Raw genomic sequence first — 15,740 nt, 5'->3', positions numbered from 1 at the left:
CCCGATTGCCCCGCAGCGACAGCGCGGGGTGGGAGGGTGTTCCGGCGGACAGGCGTGGGGCGGGGGAGCCCGGCCCTCACGCACCCGCACCCGGCATCGAGACGCGAGGGGACGCGTCGGTATTTCCGCCCGGAGCACGGCTCGCCCCACTCCGGCACCGAAGCAACAAAGCAGCCAGACCCCGATAGCGAGGACGGACATACCGACGCGGCCCCGCACCCACACACGACCCCGCCCCGAAGCACAGACGGGCCGAAGCACAGACGGCCCCGAAAGGACCCCCATGCTCACCCCCCTGCTACTCCGCGGCGCGATCCTCTCGCCGCTCAAGCGGCCCCGCCCCGACGCCCCCCTCCCCGCCGACCACCAGACCCTCACCGCCGTACGCCCCCGCGCCGCAGACCTAGCCGCCTACTCCCGCATCTGCGGCTACCGAACCCCCCAGCACACCCTCCCCCTCACCTACCCCCACGTCCTCGGCTTCCCGCTGGCCATGCGCCTCATGACCACCCGCGCCTTCCCGCTCCCCCTGCTCGGCCTCGTCCACACGTCCATCGAGATAACCCAGCACCGCGCCCTGACCACCGCGGACACCCTCGAACTCTCCGTGCACGCCGCCCGCCTGACCCCGCACCGCCGCGGCACCGAAGCCACCCTCGTCACGGAAGCCCGCGTCGACGGCACCCCCGTATGGACGTCCAGCAGCACGTATCTCGCCCGACACCGCACCACCGCCACCACCGCCACCACCGGAACCCCCGCCCCACCACCCCGCAAGAGCGACGACGCCACCCCCCTCCCGGCCCGCACCGAGTGGCAACTGCCCCCGGACCTCGGCCGCCGCTACGGCGCAGTCTCAGGTGACCGCAACCCCATCCACCTGCACCCCCTCACCGCCCGCCTCCTCGGCTTCCCCCGGGCCATCGCGCACGGCATGTGGACCGCGGCCCGCTGCCTCGCGGAGCACACGGAGTACGAGACACCCGAAACCGCCCGCGTACAGGTCGACTTCAAGGCCCCCGTACTGCTGCCGACTACCGTCACCTACGCCGCCGAAGGCTCCGCCTTCGAACTCCGCAGCGGCGAGAGGACCCACCTCACCGGAACCCTCCGGTAGGCGACGAGCACCCCCGCTAGGGAACCCAGCGCCGCCCCTCCATCAACTCCCCGAGCCCCGACCACGCGAAGTTCATCAGCGTCGACGCAGCCTCCTTCGCGGACACCGACGCATCCCCGTTCGCCCACCCGGCGAGCGACTCCGCCGCGCCCACCAACGCCTGCGCAAGGCCCGCGACTTCACGCTCCGCCAGCTCAGGCTTGCGGTGCGCCTCACGTGCCGCCTCCGCGATCAGCGACGTCACGAACGCCACGAGTTCCTCGCGCATCACGGCGACCTCGGCCGCGAACGGCTCCCCCTGCGTACGGGCCTGGTTGTGCAGCACCACCCACGCGTCGGGCCGCGCCGCGGTATGCGCGAAGAACGCCTCAAGGCCCGCCCACAACTGCCGGTCGGCGGGACCGCGCCCCCGCGCCCCGCCACTCACCCCGACACTCACCCCGGCCCGCACCGCCGCGACCAGCGCCGCCGCCTCCCGCCGGATGCACGCGGTGAAAAGCTCCTCCTTGGAGTTCAGGTACAGATACACCAGCGGCTTCGAGACCCCCGCGACCTCCGCGATCTCGTCCATCGAAGCCGCCCGGTACCCCCGCTGCCCGAAGATCCGCACGGCGGCATCCAGCATCTGCTGCTCCCGCACGGCCCGCGGCATCCGCTTCTGCCGCTTGTCCACCGCACCCGCGGCCTTCACATCGCCCACCCCGGACGCCCGCCTTCCACACAACCTGAGCACAGACAGACCAGCCTACGGTCAGCCCCAACTCCCCCGCGCCCGAGCCCCGCACGACGCCCCGCCACCCCGCACGACGCCCCACCACCACACCACACGACGCCCCACAACAAACGTGCCCCGCCCCCGGAACGAATCCAGGTGCGGGGCAGGGCACGCTCGCGACGAGCCGGGGGACGTCAGGCGGCGACAGGCACCGTCTGCGGCTGGTCGGCGGAGCCATCGAACTCGTCGAGCGGCGAAGCCGACGCGTGCTCGTAGGCCTCACGGTCCAGGATCTTCTCGCGAGCGGCGACGATCACCGGCACGGCCGCCTGACCGGCCACGTTCGTGGCGGTGCGCATCATGTCCAGGATCGGGTCGATGGCGAGCAGCAGGCCCACGCCCTCCATCGGCAGGCCCAGCGTGGAGAGGGTCAGCGTCAGCATGACCGTGGCGCCGGTCAGGCCGGCGGTGGCGGCGGAGCCGACGACCGAGACGAAGGCGATGAGCAGGTACTCCTTGACGCCCATCTGCACGTCGAAGATCTGCGCGACGAAGATCGCGGCGATCGCCGGGTAGATCGCGGCGCATCCGTCCATCTTGGTGGTGGCGCCGAACGGCACCGCGAAGGACGTGTACTCCTTCGGCACGCCGAGGCGCTCGGTGACCTTCTGGGTGACCGGCATCGTGCCGACCGAGGAGCGCGAGACGAAGGCCAGCTGGATCGCGGGCCAGGCGCCCTTGAAGAACTGGACCGGGTTGACCTTGGCGACCGTGGAGAGCAGCAGCGGATAGACGCCGAACATCACCAGGGCGCAGCCGACGTAGATGTCCGCGGTGAACGTCGCGTACTTGCTGATCAGGTCCCAGCCGTAGTCGGCGATGGCGAAGCCGATGAGGCCGACGGTGCCGATCGGGGAGAGCTTGATGACCCACCACAGGGCCTTCTGGAGCAGCGCGAGGACGGACTCGCTGAGGTCCAGGATCGGCTGCGCCTTCTCGCCGATCTTCAGTACGGCGATACCGGCGACGGCGGCCATGAAGACGATCTGGAGGACGTTGAGCTGGGTGAACGGGGTGATGACGTCCGTCGGGATGATGCCGGTGAGGAAGTCGATCCAGGAGCCCGAGGTCTCCGGCTTGGCGCCGTCCTTCGGGGTGAGGCCGGTGCCGGCGCCCGGGTTCGTGATGAGGCCGATCGCGAGGCCGATGACGACCGCGATCAGCGACGTGATCATGAACCAGACGAGCGTCTGCGTGGCGAGCCGCGCGGCGTTGTTGACCTTACGCAGGTTGGTGATCGACACCAGGATGGCGAAGAAGACGAGCGGGGCGACCGCGAGCTTCAGGAGCCCGATGAAGGTGCTGCCGACCTTGTCCAGGGTGGTGACGAGCCAGGAGATGTCCTGGCTGCGGGCCAGCCAGCCGAGCAGGACACCGAGGACCAGACCGCCGAGGATCTGCGCCCAGAACGGCAGCTTGAGGAATCTGGGTATCCGGGAGCCGGACTGCGGCTGCTCGGCCTTGTCGGCCGGGGATACGGGGGAGTTCGCGGACACGGACACACTCCGGGTAATGGCGGGGGACGTGAGGGAGCGGCGACCGTGAGGGGGTCAGACGGAACGGCCTTGACGGCGCCGCCGCAGTGCGGATGTCACTTGGTGCTTGTCGCTTGCGCTGGTCGCAGAGGACTCGGAGAACTCAGAGACGGCGGCGACAGGCCGCGGACATGCAGCGGCAGAGATCGACATGCAGGCGCGCCACGAGCGGGACGCTCATGGCGATGCGGTGCGCGGCTGCTGTCTTCATGTCGAACACGTTAACACTTGAACTTTGAGTACATCAAAGGTGTTGTTTGAGGTAGACGAGGCCGGTCGGAGGCGACGGGGCCTGCGGGACGCAAGAAACCCCGGCCCGGAGCAGTTGCTCCCGTACCGGGGTTGAGGCTTTTGTGACGAACCTTACGGCTGCGTCCGAGGGGTCACGACTTCGCGCGGGCGCGGTCGTCGGCGACGTCCTCCATGGTGCGGTTCGCCTCCAGGTTGGCCTTGGTGCGCTCCACGCGCTCGACGACCTGGACCGAGGCGCGGTCGCGCTCCTTGCGCAGCACCACGAAGCTGATGGGCGCGGAGACGACGAGGGCGAGCAGCAGCACCCACAGGAGGTTGGAGTCCCCGAGGCCCTTGGGCAGGATCCCGGCGTAGACAAGTCCCCAGACCGCGAAAAAGCAGCCCACGAAGATCCCGAGGCGCATCAGCGTGTAGCGGAGCATGTCAATCCACTCTTCCGTTCCGAAATGGGCCCGAGTAGGACGAGCCACTCCAGTGAAGCACGGAGGGGGGCGCGCCCGGCAAGGGGGTGAGCCCTACCGAGCCCTGCCGGGCCCTGCCGGGCCCTCACCGCGGGCCGTCAGCCGAGCGGGAGCAGCATCGTGATGTCGTCGCGGTCGTCGCCGGGGGCGACGCGGATGGCGCCGGGCACCCGTCCGACCTCCTTGTATCCGCAGGACTCGTAGAACCGGTCGACGCCGGTGCCGCCCCGGCAGGTGAGCCGGATCGCCTCGATGCCGTCGAGCCCGCGTGCGGCGTCCGCGGCGGCGGCCATCAGGTCGCGGCCGTATCCCTTGCCCTGGTGCTTGGGGTGGACCATCACCACGTACAGCCAGAGCCAGTGCTTCATCAGGCGGTGCGAGTTGAACGCGAGGAAGGCGGTCGCGGCGACGGCGCCGTCCTCGTCGTGGCCGACGAGGAGCCGGGTGTCCCCCTCGCCCAGCTGGGCCAGGCGCTTGAGCCACTCCGGGCGTATGTCCTCGACCGTCACGGGCGGTACGAAGCCGACGGCTCCGCCGGCGTTGGACACGTCGGCCCAGAGGGCGAGGACGCCGTCGCGGAGGGCGGGATCGATCTCCGGGTCAAGACGGAAGGTAAGTGCCATAGGTCGAGAGTAACCATTACATGGGGCGCGCCTCAACCATGTTCCGCATGCCGGACAACGCAACGAGCCCCGGCCGAAGAGGCCGGGGCTCGCGCATCGTTCGCGGCGGGCGGGTCAGACCCGCATCGCCTGCGGGGACTCCCGCAGCGACCGGTCGGGCCCTTCGTACTCACGGATCGACTCGTAGCGCGTGTTGCGCTCGACGGGCCGGAAGCCCGCCTCGCGGATGAGGTCGAGCAGGTCCTCGCGCGTCAGCTTGTTCGGCGTACCGAAGTTGTCCGCGTCGTGCGTGATCTTGTACTCGACGACCGAGCCGTCCATGTCGTCCGCGCCGTGCTGGAGCGCGAGCTGCGTGGTGTGCAGGCCGTGCATGACCCAGAAGACCTTGACGTGCGGGACGTTGTCGAAGAGGAGGCGCGAGACCGCGAAGGTCTTCAGGGCCTCGGCGCCGGACGCCATGGTCGTGCGTGCCTGGAGCTTGTTGCGGACCTTGCCGTCCTGCATGTCGACGAAGTCGTGCTGGTAGCGCAGCGGGATGAAGACCTGGAAGCCGCCGGTCTCGTCCTGGAGCTCACGCAGGCGCAGGACGTGGTCGACGCGGTGGCGGCGCTCCTCGATGTGGCCGTACAGCATCGTGCTCGGGGTCTTGAGACCCTTCTCGTGCGCGAGGCGGTGGATGCGCGACCAGTCTTCCCAGTGGGTGCGGTGGTCGACGATGTGCTGGCGGACCTCCCAGTCGAAGATCTCCGCGCCGCCGCCGGTCAGCGACTCCAGGCCCGCCTCGATCAGCTCGTCGAGGATCTCGGAGGCCGGCATCCCCGAGATGGTCTCGAAGTGGTGGATCTCCGTGGCCGTGAACGCCTTCAGGGAGACGTCCGGGAGCGCCTTCTTGAGCTCGCTCAGCGAACGCGGGTAGTAGCGCCACGGCAGGTTCGGGTGCAGGCCGTTGACGATGTGCAGCTCGGTGAGGTTCTCGCCCTCCATCGCCTTGGCGAGGCGGACGGCCTCCTCGATGCGCATCGTGTACGCGTCCTTCTCGCCCGGCTTGCGCTGGAACGAGCAGTACGCGCACGAGGCGGTGCACACGTTGGTCATGTTGAGGTGGCGGTTGACGTTGAAGTGCACGACGTCGCCGTTCTTGCGCGTGCGCACCTCGTGGGCGAGACCGCCGAGCCAGGCCAGGTCGTCCGAGTCGTAGAGGGCGATGCCGTCCTCGCGGGACAACCGCTCACCGGCCCGGACCTTCTCCTCCAGCTCACGCTTGAGCCCCGCGTCCATACCCCGGCCGCCTCTCCATGTCTGTACGCCTGCGCAAATCACGCCTCGCCCACGTTACGCCTGTGCCCCTAGCCCTCCTCGGGCAGCTCCCCGACGCGGTTCTCCCACTTCGTGGAGAGCACGATCGTCGTACGCGTCCTGGAGACGCCCTTGGTGCCGCTCAGCCGGCGGATCGTCTTCTCCAGGCCGTCCACGTCGCTGGCCCGCACCTTGAGCATGTACGAGTCGTCGCCCGCGATGAACCAGCAGTCCTCGATCTCGTGCAGGTCCTTGAGGCGGCGCGCCACGTCCTCGTGGTCGGCGGCGTCCGAGAGGGAGATGCCGATGAGGGCGATGACGCCGAGACCGAGCGACGCGGAGTCCACCGTCGCGCGGTAGCCGGTGATGACGCCCGCCGCCTCGAGGCGGTTGATCCGGTCCGTGACGCTCGGTCCCGAGAGGCCGACGAGCCGGCCGAGTTCGGCGTACGAGGCCCTGCCGTTCTCGCGCAAAGCCTGGATGAGCTGCCTGTCCACGGCGTCCATAGGTGCGATGCCTTTCATTATTCAGCGATAACGCGAGTCTATGTGTAGAATCTAAGGCGCAACAGGGTCTGACCCCTGTGAATCTTTCTCAGTTTCAGCAGATCAACGACGATTCAACGAATTTCAGGAGTGAGTCACACCGTGTACTCGATCGAGATGGCCTACGCCCGGATGCGCGAGCTGCAGGACCTGGCCAACCGCTCGCGTGCCCACAAGCCCACCGCGCCGACGGCCGAGCGACGCACGAAGCACGCCGCCAAGAAGCGCTAATCCCCCCGGGGGGCCGAGCCCGATCCGAGCTCGCCCTCCCAGCGGCGGTACAGCTGATGCGGCACGCCTGCCGCGTCGAGCGTCCGCCCGGCGACGAAGTCCACCAGATCCTGGATGTGCGTCGCCCCCGCGTAGAACGCCGGAGAGGCGGGCAGCACGATCGCGCCCGCCTCGTCCAGCGCCACCAAGTGCTTCAGCGTCTGCCCGTTGAGCGGTGTCTCACGGACGCAGACGACCAGCTGCCGGCCTTCCTTGAGCGTCACGCTCGCCGACCGCTGGAGCAGATCCTTCGAGAGCCCGAGCGCCACCCCGGCCACGCATGCCGTGGACGCGGGCACGATCAGCATCCCCTTGGTCGCGTACGACCCCGACGAGGGCCCGGCCGCCAGATCCCCGGCCGCCCAGTACCGCACGTCGTCCACCGGAACGTCGAAGGTTCCCGGCTTCCCGTCGGCACCGCGCCCGAGCCACTCCCGCAGGTCCTCCTGCCAGTGCGCGTCCCGGAAGGCGATGCCCGTCTCGTCCAGGATCGTGAGCCGCGAGGCCCGCGAGACCACCAGGTCCACGCTCTCCCCCGCCGCGAGCAACGCCCGCAGCACGGCGGCGGCATAGGGGGTCCCGGAGGCCCCGGACACCCCCACGATCCAAGGCTTGCGCTGCGTATCTCCTGGCTTCACGCTGTGAGCCTAGACGCTCAGGCCGCGCACCAGCAGATCGAGCAGCGCGCAGACGAAGAGCGCGATGCCGATGAAGCCGTTGACCTGGAAGAAGGCGCGGTTGAGCCGTGAGAGGTCGTGCGGCTTCACGAGGGAGTGCTCGTAGACGAACGCGCCCGCCACGATCGCGAGGCCCAGCCAGAGGAAGACACCGGCGCCGGTGTCGGCGGCGTACCAGACGAACAGCGCGGTGGTCACGAGGTGACAGCCGCGCGCGCCCCAGATGGCCGCGGGGATGCCGAACCGGGCGGGCACCGACTTCACGCCGACCTCGCGGTCCGTCTCCACGTCCTGGCAGGCGTAGATCAGGTCGAAGCCGCCGATCCAGATGCCGACCGCCAGGCCCAGGATGACCGCCTGCCAGGACCACTCGCCGGTGATCGCGATCCAGGCGCCGATCGGCCCTATGGCCTGCGCGAGGCCCAGGATCGCCTGCGGGAAGTTCGTGAACCGCTTGCCGTAGGGATAGACGACCATCGGGATCACCGCGACGGGCGCGAGCGCCAGGCACAGCGGGTTGAGCAGCGCGGCGGCGCCCAGGAACACGACGAGCGCGATCAGCGCGCCGGTCCAGGCCGACTTCACCGAGACGGCGCCCGTGACGAGCTCGCGGTGCGCGGTCCGCGGGTTACGGGCGTCGATCTCCCGGTCGATGATGCGGTTCGCGGCCATGGCGAACGTGCGCAGGCCCACCATGCAGATGGTGACCAGGAGCAGGCGGCCCCAGTGGATGTTCTCGTCCAGCTGGAACATCGCGGTCAGCGCGGCGATGTACGCGAAGGGCAGCGCGAAGACCGAGTGCTCGATCATCACGAGGCGCAGGAACGCCTTGACCTTGCCGGGCGGGGCGGGCTCGGGACCCAGGAGATCCGAGGTGGCTGAATCAGCACTCATCTTTAGAGCCCGTACTCCTTCCAGCGGCGGTCGACCTTCGACGCCGTCTCCGGGTCGGACTCGACCATGTTCGGCCAGCCCCCGTCCCGGGTGTATCCCTCTTCGGGCAGCTTCTTCGTCGCGTCGATGCCCGCCTTGCCGCCCCAGAACTGCTGGTAGGAGGCGTGGTCGAGGTGGTCGACGGGACCTTCGGCCACCGTCAGGTCGCGTGCGTAGTCGGTGTTGCCGAGCGCGCGCCAGGACACTTCGTGCAGGTCGTGGACGTCACAGTCCTTGTCCACGACCACGATCAGTTTCGTCAGGGACATCATGTGGGCGCCCCAGATGGCGTGCATGACCTTCTGCGCGTGCTTCGGGTACTTCTTGTCGATCGAGACGATCGCGCAGTTGTGGAAGCCGCCGGACTCCGGCAGGTGGTAGTCCACGATGTCCGGGACGATCACCTTGAGCAGGGGCAGGAAGAAGCGCTCGGTGGCGCGGCCGAGCGGGCCGTCCTCCGTCGGCGGGCGGCCCACCACGATCGACTGGAGCAGCGGACGCTTCCGCATCGTCACGCAGTCGATCTTCAGGGCGGGGAACGGCTCCTGCGGCGTGTAGAAGCCGGTGTGGTCGCCGAAGGGACCCTCCGGCAGCATCTCGCCCGGCTCCAGCCAGCCCTCGATGACGACCTCGGCGTGCGCCGGGACCTGGAGCGGGACCGTCTTGCAGTCGACCATCTCCACGCGCTTGCCCTGGATGAATCCGGCCAGCATGTACTCGTCCATGTCGCCGGGCAGCGGCGCCGTCGACGCGTACGTGACGGCGGGCGGACAGCCGAAGGCGATCGCGACGGGAAGCTTCTCGCCCCTGCGGGCGGCCACCTGGTAGTGGTTGCGGCTGTCCTTGTGGATCTGCCAGTGCATGCCGATGGTGCGCTTGTCGTGGCGCTGGAGGCGGTACAGGCCGAGGTTGCGCACCCCGGTGTCCGGGTCCTTGGTGTGGGTCAGGCCCAGGTTGAAGAAGGAGCCGCCGTCCTCGGGCCAGGTGAAGAGCGCGGGCAGCTTCTCCAGGTCCACGTCGTCGCCGGTGAGGACGACCTCCTGGACGGGCGCGTTGTCGGACTTCACCTTCTTCGGCGGTACGTGCGTCATCGCGCCGAGCTTCCCGAAGGCCTCGCGGACGCCGACGAAGCCGTGCGGCAGCTCGGGCTTGAGGAGGCCGCCGATCTTGTCGCTGATCTCGGCGTACGACTTCAGGCCCAGCGCCTTGAGCAGGCGCCGGTCCGTCCCGTACACGTTCATGGCCAGGGGCATCGCGGAGCCCTTGACGTTCTCGAAGAGGAGCGCGGGGCCGCCGGACTTCTGCACCCGGTCGGTGATCTCGCCGACCTCCAGGTACGGATCGACCTCGGCCTTGATGCGCTTGAGATCGCCCTCGCGCTCCAGTGCTCGGAGCAGGGAGCGAAGATCGTCATAAGCCATGCGTTCCAGTATCGGTCACCGGCTACCCTGGCCGGGTCACCGGGGCCCGTACGCCGCCCTTCCTTCGTCGCTTGGGGAATCGCGCAACCATGCTCAGGTATCTGCCTTTCCTGCTGGTCCTGGCCGTGTGGATCTACGCCTTCATCGATGTCCTGAACACTCCGGAGAAGGAGATCAGGCATCTGCCGAAGGTGGTCTGGGTCATCATCGTGCTGCTCTTCGGCGAGGTCCTGCTCGGCCCGATCGCCTGGTTCGTCACCGGCAAGGAACGCAAGACGTCCGCCGCCGGAGGTGGTCCGCGGGCCGGGCGCGGCGGACAGTGGGTGGCACCGGACGACAACCCCGAGTTCCTGAAGTCCCTCAGGGACGAGGATCCCGACGAAAAGAAGCGGGACAAGGGCACGGAGGGCTGATCATGGAACTGCGGCTGCTCGTCACCTTCGAAAAAGTCGCGTCCGTACTCAGCTTCACGCAGGCCGCGGCCGAGCTGAAGTACGCCCAGTCCAGCGTCACCAGCCAGATCCGCGCCCTGGAGTCCTCGCTCGGCACCGAGCTCTTCGACCGGCTCGGCAGCCGCATCCGCCTGACGGAGTCCGGTGAGCGCCTGCTCCCCTACGCCCGGCAGATCATCGAGCTCACGGACGAGGCACGGGCCGCGGTCGTCGGCGCCGACGAACCGGCCGGCGCGATCGCGGTCGGCACGATGGAGTCGCTGACCTCCTACCGCCTGCCCCCGCTGCTCGAACTCTTCCACCACCGCTACCCCGGGGTGCAGCTGTCCCTGCGCCCCACCCTGGGCGACGAGACGCGCCAGGCGCTGCGGCAGGGCACGTACGACGTCGGGTTCCTGATGGAGCGGGAGACCGAGCACGCGGGCCTGGAGACCGAGGTCCTCGCCGAGGAGCCGCTGGTCCTGGTCTGCGCGCCGACGCATCCGCTGGCCGGGCACGGGGCGGACTCGCTGGCCACCGGCGATCTGGCGGCCGTGCAGCTGGTCGGCACGGAGCCGGGGTGTCCCTACCGGGATCTGTTCGAGGACGAGCTGCGGGTGCGCAACGGGGCACCGCCGCCGTTCATGGAGTTCGGCACGATCGAGGCCACCAAGCGAGGAGTCGCCGGTCGCCTCGGGGTGGCGCTCCTTCCGCGGATGGCGGTTCGGGAGGAGCTGGCTTCGGGGGTGCTGCTCGCGCTGCCGTGGGAGCCGCCGTTCGTTCTGCACACGCAGCTCGCGTGGCGGGCGGGCAAGCGGCTGCCCGCCCATGTGCGGCTCTTCATCGAGCAGTCCGTACGGCTGGTGCGGGAGCAGGCAGCGGAGTCGCGGGAGACGGCGAACCGGTGACCACCTTGGCCGGCTTGGCGCGGTTGACCTTCAGGCTGGCGAGGACGATGAGCGGCACGCCGAGGGCCTGGACGACGCCGATGTGGTGTCCGTAGACGGCCCAGTCGGCGACCATCGCGACCGCCGGGTAGGTGAAGGCGAGTACGGCGATCTTGGCGGTGGGCAGCTTCGCGTACGCCGCGTACATCAGGACGTACATCAGGCCGGTGTGGATGACGCCGAGTCCGACGAGCCAGCCCCAGCCCGCGCCCGTCCCGCTCATCGCGCCGAAGTTCGCGAAGGGCAGCAGCAGCGGGATGCCGACGACGACCTGGATGAGGGCGATGAGGTGGGGCCGTACGCCGGTGATGCGCTTGGTGACGAGGGTGGAGAGGCCGTAGAGCAGCGCCGCCAGGAGCGCGAAGCCGATGCCGGTGAGCGAGCCGAGGTCGCCCGGGCGCACCCCGGAGACGAGGATCAGACCGGCGAACGCGGTACCGAGCCACATCAGTTGATGCCCCGTCAGGCGCTCGCGGAAGATGACCGCGCTGAGCAGCACGAGCAGGAACGGCTGCGTGTGGTAGACGACGGTGGCCAGCGAGATCGAGGTCTCCTCGTACGCCTTGAAGAGGAACACCCAGTTGAAGACGATGAACGCCCCGCCGAGCGCGGCCAGTCCGAGCTTCTTCGGGGTGATGCCGTGGTTACGGAAGTAGCCGCGGGCCAAGGCGTAGGCGCCGAGCGCGAAGGCGCCGAACAGGACGCGGAAGAACACGACGTTGAAGGCCGACGCGCCCGACTCGACGACGAAGATCCCGAGGGTGCCGGAGAGCACCATCGCTGCGGTGAGCTGGGCCGTGCCCTTGTTCTCTGAGGTCATGCCCATGAAGCTACGAGCGGACGTATGCGCTGGTCCACGAGCCAGTGGGGCGTCCTGCCGATGGGCTCATCGGCGGGGACGATGAGCCCTGACGAAAGGTGTGCGCATGGATCAGAAGCTGGCCCGTACGTGGCTCGCGACCGCCGTCGAAGAGGCCCGGCAGGGCCTCGCGGAGGGCGGCGTCCCGATCGGCGCCGCGCTCTACGGAGCGGACGGGGCCCTGCTGGGGCGCGGGCACAACCGCAGGGTCCAGGACGGCGATCCGTCGCTGCACGCGGAGACTTCGGCGTTCCGCGACGCGGGACGGCAGCGCTCGTACCGCGGGACGACGATGGTCACGACGCTCTCGCCCTGCTGGTATTGCAGCGGTCTGGTGCGGCAGTTCGGGATCTCGCGGGTGGTGGTCGGCGAGACACGGACGTTCCAGGGCGGGCACGACTGGCTGTCGGAGCACGGCGTGGAGATCGTGATCCTGGACGATCCCGCGTGCACGGCCATGATGGAGGACTTCGTCGCGGCGCGGCCTGGGCTGTGGCACGAGGACATCGGCTTCGAGGACGGGGCGGGCTGAGCGCGCGAAGGCCGGTTCCCGGGACCTGGGGAACAGATCACGGGAACCGGCCTCACGAGCCGTGCGGGAGGGGCGTCAGACGCCCGCGTACGAGTGCTTGCCGGTGACGAAGATGTTCACGCCGTAGTAGTTGAACAGCCAGCAGCCGAAGGCGATCAGGGCGAGGTAGGCGGCCTTGCGGCCCTTCCAGCCCGCGGTGGCGCGCGCGTGCAGGTAGCAGGCGTAGGCGACCCAGGTGATGAAGGACCAGACCTCCTTGGGGTCCCAGCCCCAGTAGCGGCCCCAGGCGTCGCCGGCCCAGATCGCGCCCGCGATGATCGTGAACGTCCACAGCGGGAAGACGGCGGCGTTCACGCGGTAGGAGAACTTGTCGAGCGTGGCGGCGGCCGGGAGGCGCTCCAGGACGGAGGACGCGAAACGGCCGGGCTTTCCGCCGCCGGCCAGCTTGTTCTCGTAGGAGTCGCGGAAGAGGTAGAGGATCGTCGAGACCGCGCCCACGTAGAACACGGCACCGCAGAAGATCGCGGTGGAGACGTGGATCCACAGCCAGTACGAGTGCAGGGCGGGGACCAGCTGGTCGCTCGCGGTGTACAGGACGGTGACGGCGAGACCGAGGTCGAGCAGGACCGTGGTGATCAGCGGAAGGCCGAGCCAGCCGACGTTCTTCTTCAGCGCCATGAGCACGAGGTACACGCCGACGGCCATCGTGGAGAACGTCAGGTTGAACTCGTACATGTTGCCCCACGGCGCGCGCTGCACCGACAGGGCGCGGGTGAGAACGCCGCCGAACTCGATGAGAAACGCGAGCACGGTGAGGGACACGGCGATACGGCCGTAGAGGTCGCCCTTCTCGTCACCGGCCGAGGCACCGGGACCGTCCGGCACGTCGCGGGTGCCGGTGACGGAGCGGGTGACGACCTTCGGGGGCGACTTGGGGGGATCGAGGAGAGCGGTGCCGGCGCTACCGGCCTTGGCCTTGACGGTGACCGCGGGCGCCTTGGCGGCAGCCTCGGTCGCGGGGGTCAGCGCGGCGGCCGTACGGCCCACCTTGCTGCGGCTGCCGAAGATCCACTCCGCCATGTGCGCGAAGAAGGCCAGGAGATAGACGGCCATCGCGGAGTACACCAGCACATTGCTGATGTTCGCGAGGTTCTCGTTCGGTTCGGCGGCGAGGGTGGCGGCGAAAGACACCTCAGCACTCCTTCGGGTGAACATCCCGGCGGCTTATGGTCGGGCGGTGAGGTCTGCAGGAAGCTTGCACTCGTGTTGCCGGGCAGGTTTCAACCCGGCTGGCGTTGACCGTGGAAGACCCGGAGAACCGCTGGTCCGCCGGGCAGCGAGAGCCAGGAATCTCCCTTGTTCCGCGGGGGAGAGGATTCAATTCTCAGCCCCTTCGGACGCGGAGCGGGAGTCGGACACACTGTCCGGCTCCACCGCGCTCGGCGCCTTCTCGTGCAGGTGCGCGGCGAGGTCGCCGAGCTCCTCGGGCAGCTTGGCGGACTCGCTGCGGCCGAGCCCGGCCATCTCGACGACGGTCACGCCGTCGGCGCCCCGGACGGCCCGCACCCACACACGGCGGCGCTGGATGAACAGCGACCCCGCGAGGCCGACGATGGCGCAGACCGCCCCGACGAGCGCCCACATGCTGCCGGGCTGCTGGGAGATCTGGAAGGTCGCCCAGCGCTTGATGTCCTTCTCGAAGGTGATCGAACCGGCGCCGTTCGGCAGCTTCATCGTCTCGCCGGGCACCATCCGCTGCTTCAGGAGCTCGCCCTTGGCGTCCTTGAACTTGGTCATCTTGCTGGTGTCCAGCTGGTACACGTTCTGCGGCAGACCGGAGTCCACGCCGAGGCTTCCGTGGTACGCGGACAGCGCGAGCACCGGATAGTCCAGCGCGGGGAACTGGGAGAACATGTTGCCCTGCCCGGAGCCCGCGAACGTCGGCACGAAGAAGGCGTTGAAGCCGAGCTGTTCCTTCTTGCCGTTCTTGTCGCGGTAGCCGTCCAGGACCTTGATGGCGCCGGTGGCCGTGCCGTTCGAGTCGATCGGCAGGAGCGGCGTGGACTGGCGGCTGACGACCTTGCCCTTGCCGTCCCGCACGGTGACGGTCGGTGCGTAGCCCTGGCCGATGAGGTAGACCTTCGAGCCGTCGACCTCGAGCGGCTTGTTGACCTCGATGGCCTTCTTCTTCTCGGAGCCGTCGATGCCCTCGCTGTAGGTGACGTTCGCCCGGTAGGTGCGGGCCGTGCCCTTCTCGGGGCCCTTCCTCTCGAACGTCGACTCGAAGCTGTCCAGCTTGAAGCTGAACGGCGCCAGGTCGTCGGTGTTGAAGAGGTTGCCGGACTTGAAGTTGTCGTACTGGGTGAGGGTGTTGGAGAACCCGTCGCCCTGGACTACGAGCTTGCCGCCCTCGGACTTGAACAGGGCGCCGACGGCGAAGGCCACCAGGAGCACGATCAGCGAGATGTGGAAGAAGAGGTTGCCCGCCTCGCGCAGGTAGCCCTTCTCCGCGGCGACGGACGCGGCCGCGCCGCCCTTGCCGGACGTGAGGTCCGCACGGAACCTGCGGCCCTTGAGCAGTCCGAGCGCGGCCTCGTGGACCTGCGCGGGCTCGGCCTCGGTGCGCCAGGTGGTGTAGGCGGGCAGCCGGTCGAGCCGTTTGGGCGCGCCCGGCGGACGGCCGCGCAGCTGGCCGACGAACTGCCAGGTGCGGGGCACGATGCAGCCGATGAGGGAGACGAAGAGCAGGATGTAGATCGCCGAGAACCACACGGAGCTGTAGACGTCGAACAGCTGGAACTTCTCGTAGATCGGCGCGAGCGTGGTGTGCGCGGCCTTGAAGTCCTGGACCTTCAGCTCGTCGATGCTGGTCTGCGGGATCAGCGAGCCCGGGATCGCGCCGAGCGAGAGCAGCAGCAGGAGGAGCAGCGCGACCCGCATCGAGGTCAGCTGCCGCCACATCCAGCGCACCCAGCCGGTGCTCTCGCGGCCCGCCCAGGCCAGCCAGCCCGCGGCGCCGGGCGCGCGGTTGCCGCCGAAGGATCCGGGCATCGCCCGGTCCACGGG

17 protein-coding genes are annotated in these 15,740 nt (G+C 69.0%); 5 read left to right on the top strand and 12 right to left on the bottom strand.

What is annotated here, in order from left to right; translation table 11 throughout:
- Positions 1-283 precede the first annotated feature (283 nt).
- Complete coding sequence (locus tag ACQKIP_RS21385) at positions 284-1,117, top strand: MaoC/PaaZ C-terminal domain-containing protein (RefSeq protein WP_365862928.1); 834 nt, start codon at positions 284-286, stop codon at positions 1,115-1,117.
- Positions 1,118-1,133: 16 nt separating this feature from the next.
- On the opposite strand, the gene ACQKIP_RS21380 is transcribed toward ACQKIP_RS21385, so the two are convergent.
- From ACQKIP_RS21380 to ACQKIP_RS21355, 6 genes are all read right to left on the bottom strand, one after another.
- Positions 1,134-1,769 carry a TetR/AcrR family transcriptional regulator gene (locus ACQKIP_RS21380; RefSeq protein ID WP_365863100.1) on the bottom strand — a complete coding sequence of 212 codons (636 nt, stop codon included), beginning with the start codon at positions 1,767-1,769 and terminating at the stop codon, positions 1,134-1,136.
- 257 nt (positions 1,770-2,026) lie between these two features.
- Entirely contained in the window at positions 2,027-3,388 is a 1,362-nt protein-coding gene (locus tag ACQKIP_RS21375) for a dicarboxylate/amino acid:cation symporter (RefSeq protein ID WP_365862926.1), read from the bottom strand.
- A 422-nt stretch (positions 3,389-3,810) separates the two neighbouring features.
- Positions 3,811-4,101: a DUF4229 domain-containing protein gene (locus ACQKIP_RS21370; protein WP_365862924.1), complete on the bottom strand. Its 291-nt coding sequence runs from the start codon at positions 4,099-4,101 to the stop codon at positions 3,811-3,813.
- 137 nt (positions 4,102-4,238) lie between these two features.
- Entirely contained in the window at positions 4,239-4,763 is a 525-nt protein-coding gene (locus ACQKIP_RS21365; protein ID WP_365862923.1) for a GNAT family N-acetyltransferase, read from the bottom strand.
- Between the two features lie 114 nt (positions 4,764-4,877).
- Positions 4,878-6,041 (bottom strand): aminofutalosine synthase MqnE, encoded by a 1,164-nt coding sequence (gene mqnE, locus ACQKIP_RS21360; RefSeq protein ID WP_365862921.1) that lies wholly within the window; start codon positions 6,039-6,041, stop codon positions 4,878-4,880.
- Positions 6,042-6,109: 68 nt separating this feature from the next.
- On the bottom strand, positions 6,110-6,565 hold the full coding sequence (locus ACQKIP_RS21355; protein WP_249588502.1) for an Lrp/AsnC family transcriptional regulator: 456 nt from the start codon (positions 6,563-6,565) through the stop codon (positions 6,110-6,112).
- A gap of 141 nt (positions 6,566-6,706) precedes the next feature.
- Here ACQKIP_RS21355 and ACQKIP_RS21350 point away from each other — a divergent pair, with 141 nt between their 5' ends.
- Positions 6,707-6,835, top strand: a complete 129-nt coding sequence (locus ACQKIP_RS21350; RefSeq protein WP_365863111.1) for a hypothetical protein — start codon at positions 6,707-6,709, stop codon at positions 6,833-6,835.
- On the opposite strand, the gene ACQKIP_RS21345 is transcribed toward ACQKIP_RS21350, so the two are convergent.
- From ACQKIP_RS21345 to ACQKIP_RS21335, 3 genes are read right to left on the bottom strand one after another with little or no spacing between them, the layout of a single operon-like run.
- Positions 6,832-7,512, bottom strand: a complete 681-nt coding sequence (locus tag ACQKIP_RS21345; protein ID WP_365862919.1) for a UbiX family flavin prenyltransferase — start codon at positions 7,510-7,512, stop codon at positions 6,832-6,834. The two genes, ACQKIP_RS21350 and ACQKIP_RS21345, sit on opposite strands and share 4 nt — an antisense overlap.
- Positions 7,513-7,521: 9 nt before the next feature.
- Positions 7,522-8,445 carry a menaquinone biosynthesis prenyltransferase MqnP gene (mqnP, locus tag ACQKIP_RS21340; protein WP_365862917.1) on the bottom strand — a complete coding sequence of 308 codons (924 nt, stop codon included), beginning with the start codon at positions 8,443-8,445 and terminating at the stop codon, positions 7,522-7,524.
- Between the two features lie 2 nt (positions 8,446-8,447).
- Positions 8,448-9,905: a menaquinone biosynthesis decarboxylase gene (locus tag ACQKIP_RS21335; RefSeq protein ID WP_361199520.1), complete on the bottom strand. Its 1,458-nt coding sequence runs from the start codon at positions 9,903-9,905 to the stop codon at positions 8,448-8,450.
- A gap of 89 nt (positions 9,906-9,994) precedes the next feature.
- Here ACQKIP_RS21335 and ACQKIP_RS21330 point away from each other — a divergent pair, with 89 nt between their 5' ends.
- Complete coding sequence (locus ACQKIP_RS21330) at positions 9,995-10,318, top strand: PLD nuclease N-terminal domain-containing protein (protein ID WP_361199517.1); 324 nt, start codon at positions 9,995-9,997, stop codon at positions 10,316-10,318.
- 2 nt (positions 10,319-10,320) lie between these two features.
- Positions 10,321-11,244 carry a LysR family transcriptional regulator gene (locus ACQKIP_RS21325; RefSeq protein WP_365862915.1) on the top strand — a complete coding sequence of 308 codons (924 nt, stop codon included), beginning with the start codon at positions 10,321-10,323 and terminating at the stop codon, positions 11,242-11,244.
- On the opposite strand, the gene ACQKIP_RS21320 is transcribed toward ACQKIP_RS21325, so the two are convergent.
- Positions 11,177-12,103, bottom strand: coding sequence for a DMT family transporter (locus ACQKIP_RS21320; protein ID WP_365862914.1), 927 nt, complete (start codon positions 12,101-12,103; stop codon positions 11,177-11,179). The genes ACQKIP_RS21325 and ACQKIP_RS21320 overlap by 68 nt on opposite strands.
- 106 nt (positions 12,104-12,209) lie before the next feature.
- Here ACQKIP_RS21320 and ACQKIP_RS21315 point away from each other — a divergent pair, with 106 nt between their 5' ends.
- Positions 12,210-12,674, top strand: a complete 465-nt coding sequence (locus tag ACQKIP_RS21315) for a nucleoside deaminase (RefSeq protein ID WP_365862912.1) — start codon at positions 12,210-12,212, stop codon at positions 12,672-12,674.
- A gap of 75 nt (positions 12,675-12,749) precedes the next feature.
- On the opposite strand, the gene ccsB is transcribed toward ACQKIP_RS21315, so the two are convergent.
- Complete coding sequence (ccsB, locus tag ACQKIP_RS21310; protein ID WP_365862911.1) at positions 12,750-13,889, bottom strand: c-type cytochrome biogenesis protein CcsB; 1,140 nt, start codon at positions 13,887-13,889, stop codon at positions 12,750-12,752.
- A gap of 162 nt (positions 13,890-14,051) precedes the next feature.
- The gene (gene resB, locus ACQKIP_RS21305) at positions 14,052-15,725 is read right to left on the bottom strand and encodes a cytochrome c biogenesis protein ResB (RefSeq protein WP_427743783.1); all 1,674 of its coding nucleotides are present in this window, start codon (positions 15,723-15,725) and stop codon (positions 14,052-14,054) included.
- Positions 15,726-15,740: the final 15 nt, after the last annotated feature.

Source organism: Streptomyces sp. NPDC059900, assembly GCF_050270335.1.
Taxonomy (GTDB): Bacteria; Actinomycetota; Actinomycetes; order Streptomycetales; family Streptomycetaceae; genus Streptomyces.
The sequence above is the reverse complement of the archived record's forward strand: the minus strand, read 5'-3'. Positions and strand labels throughout refer to the sequence as shown.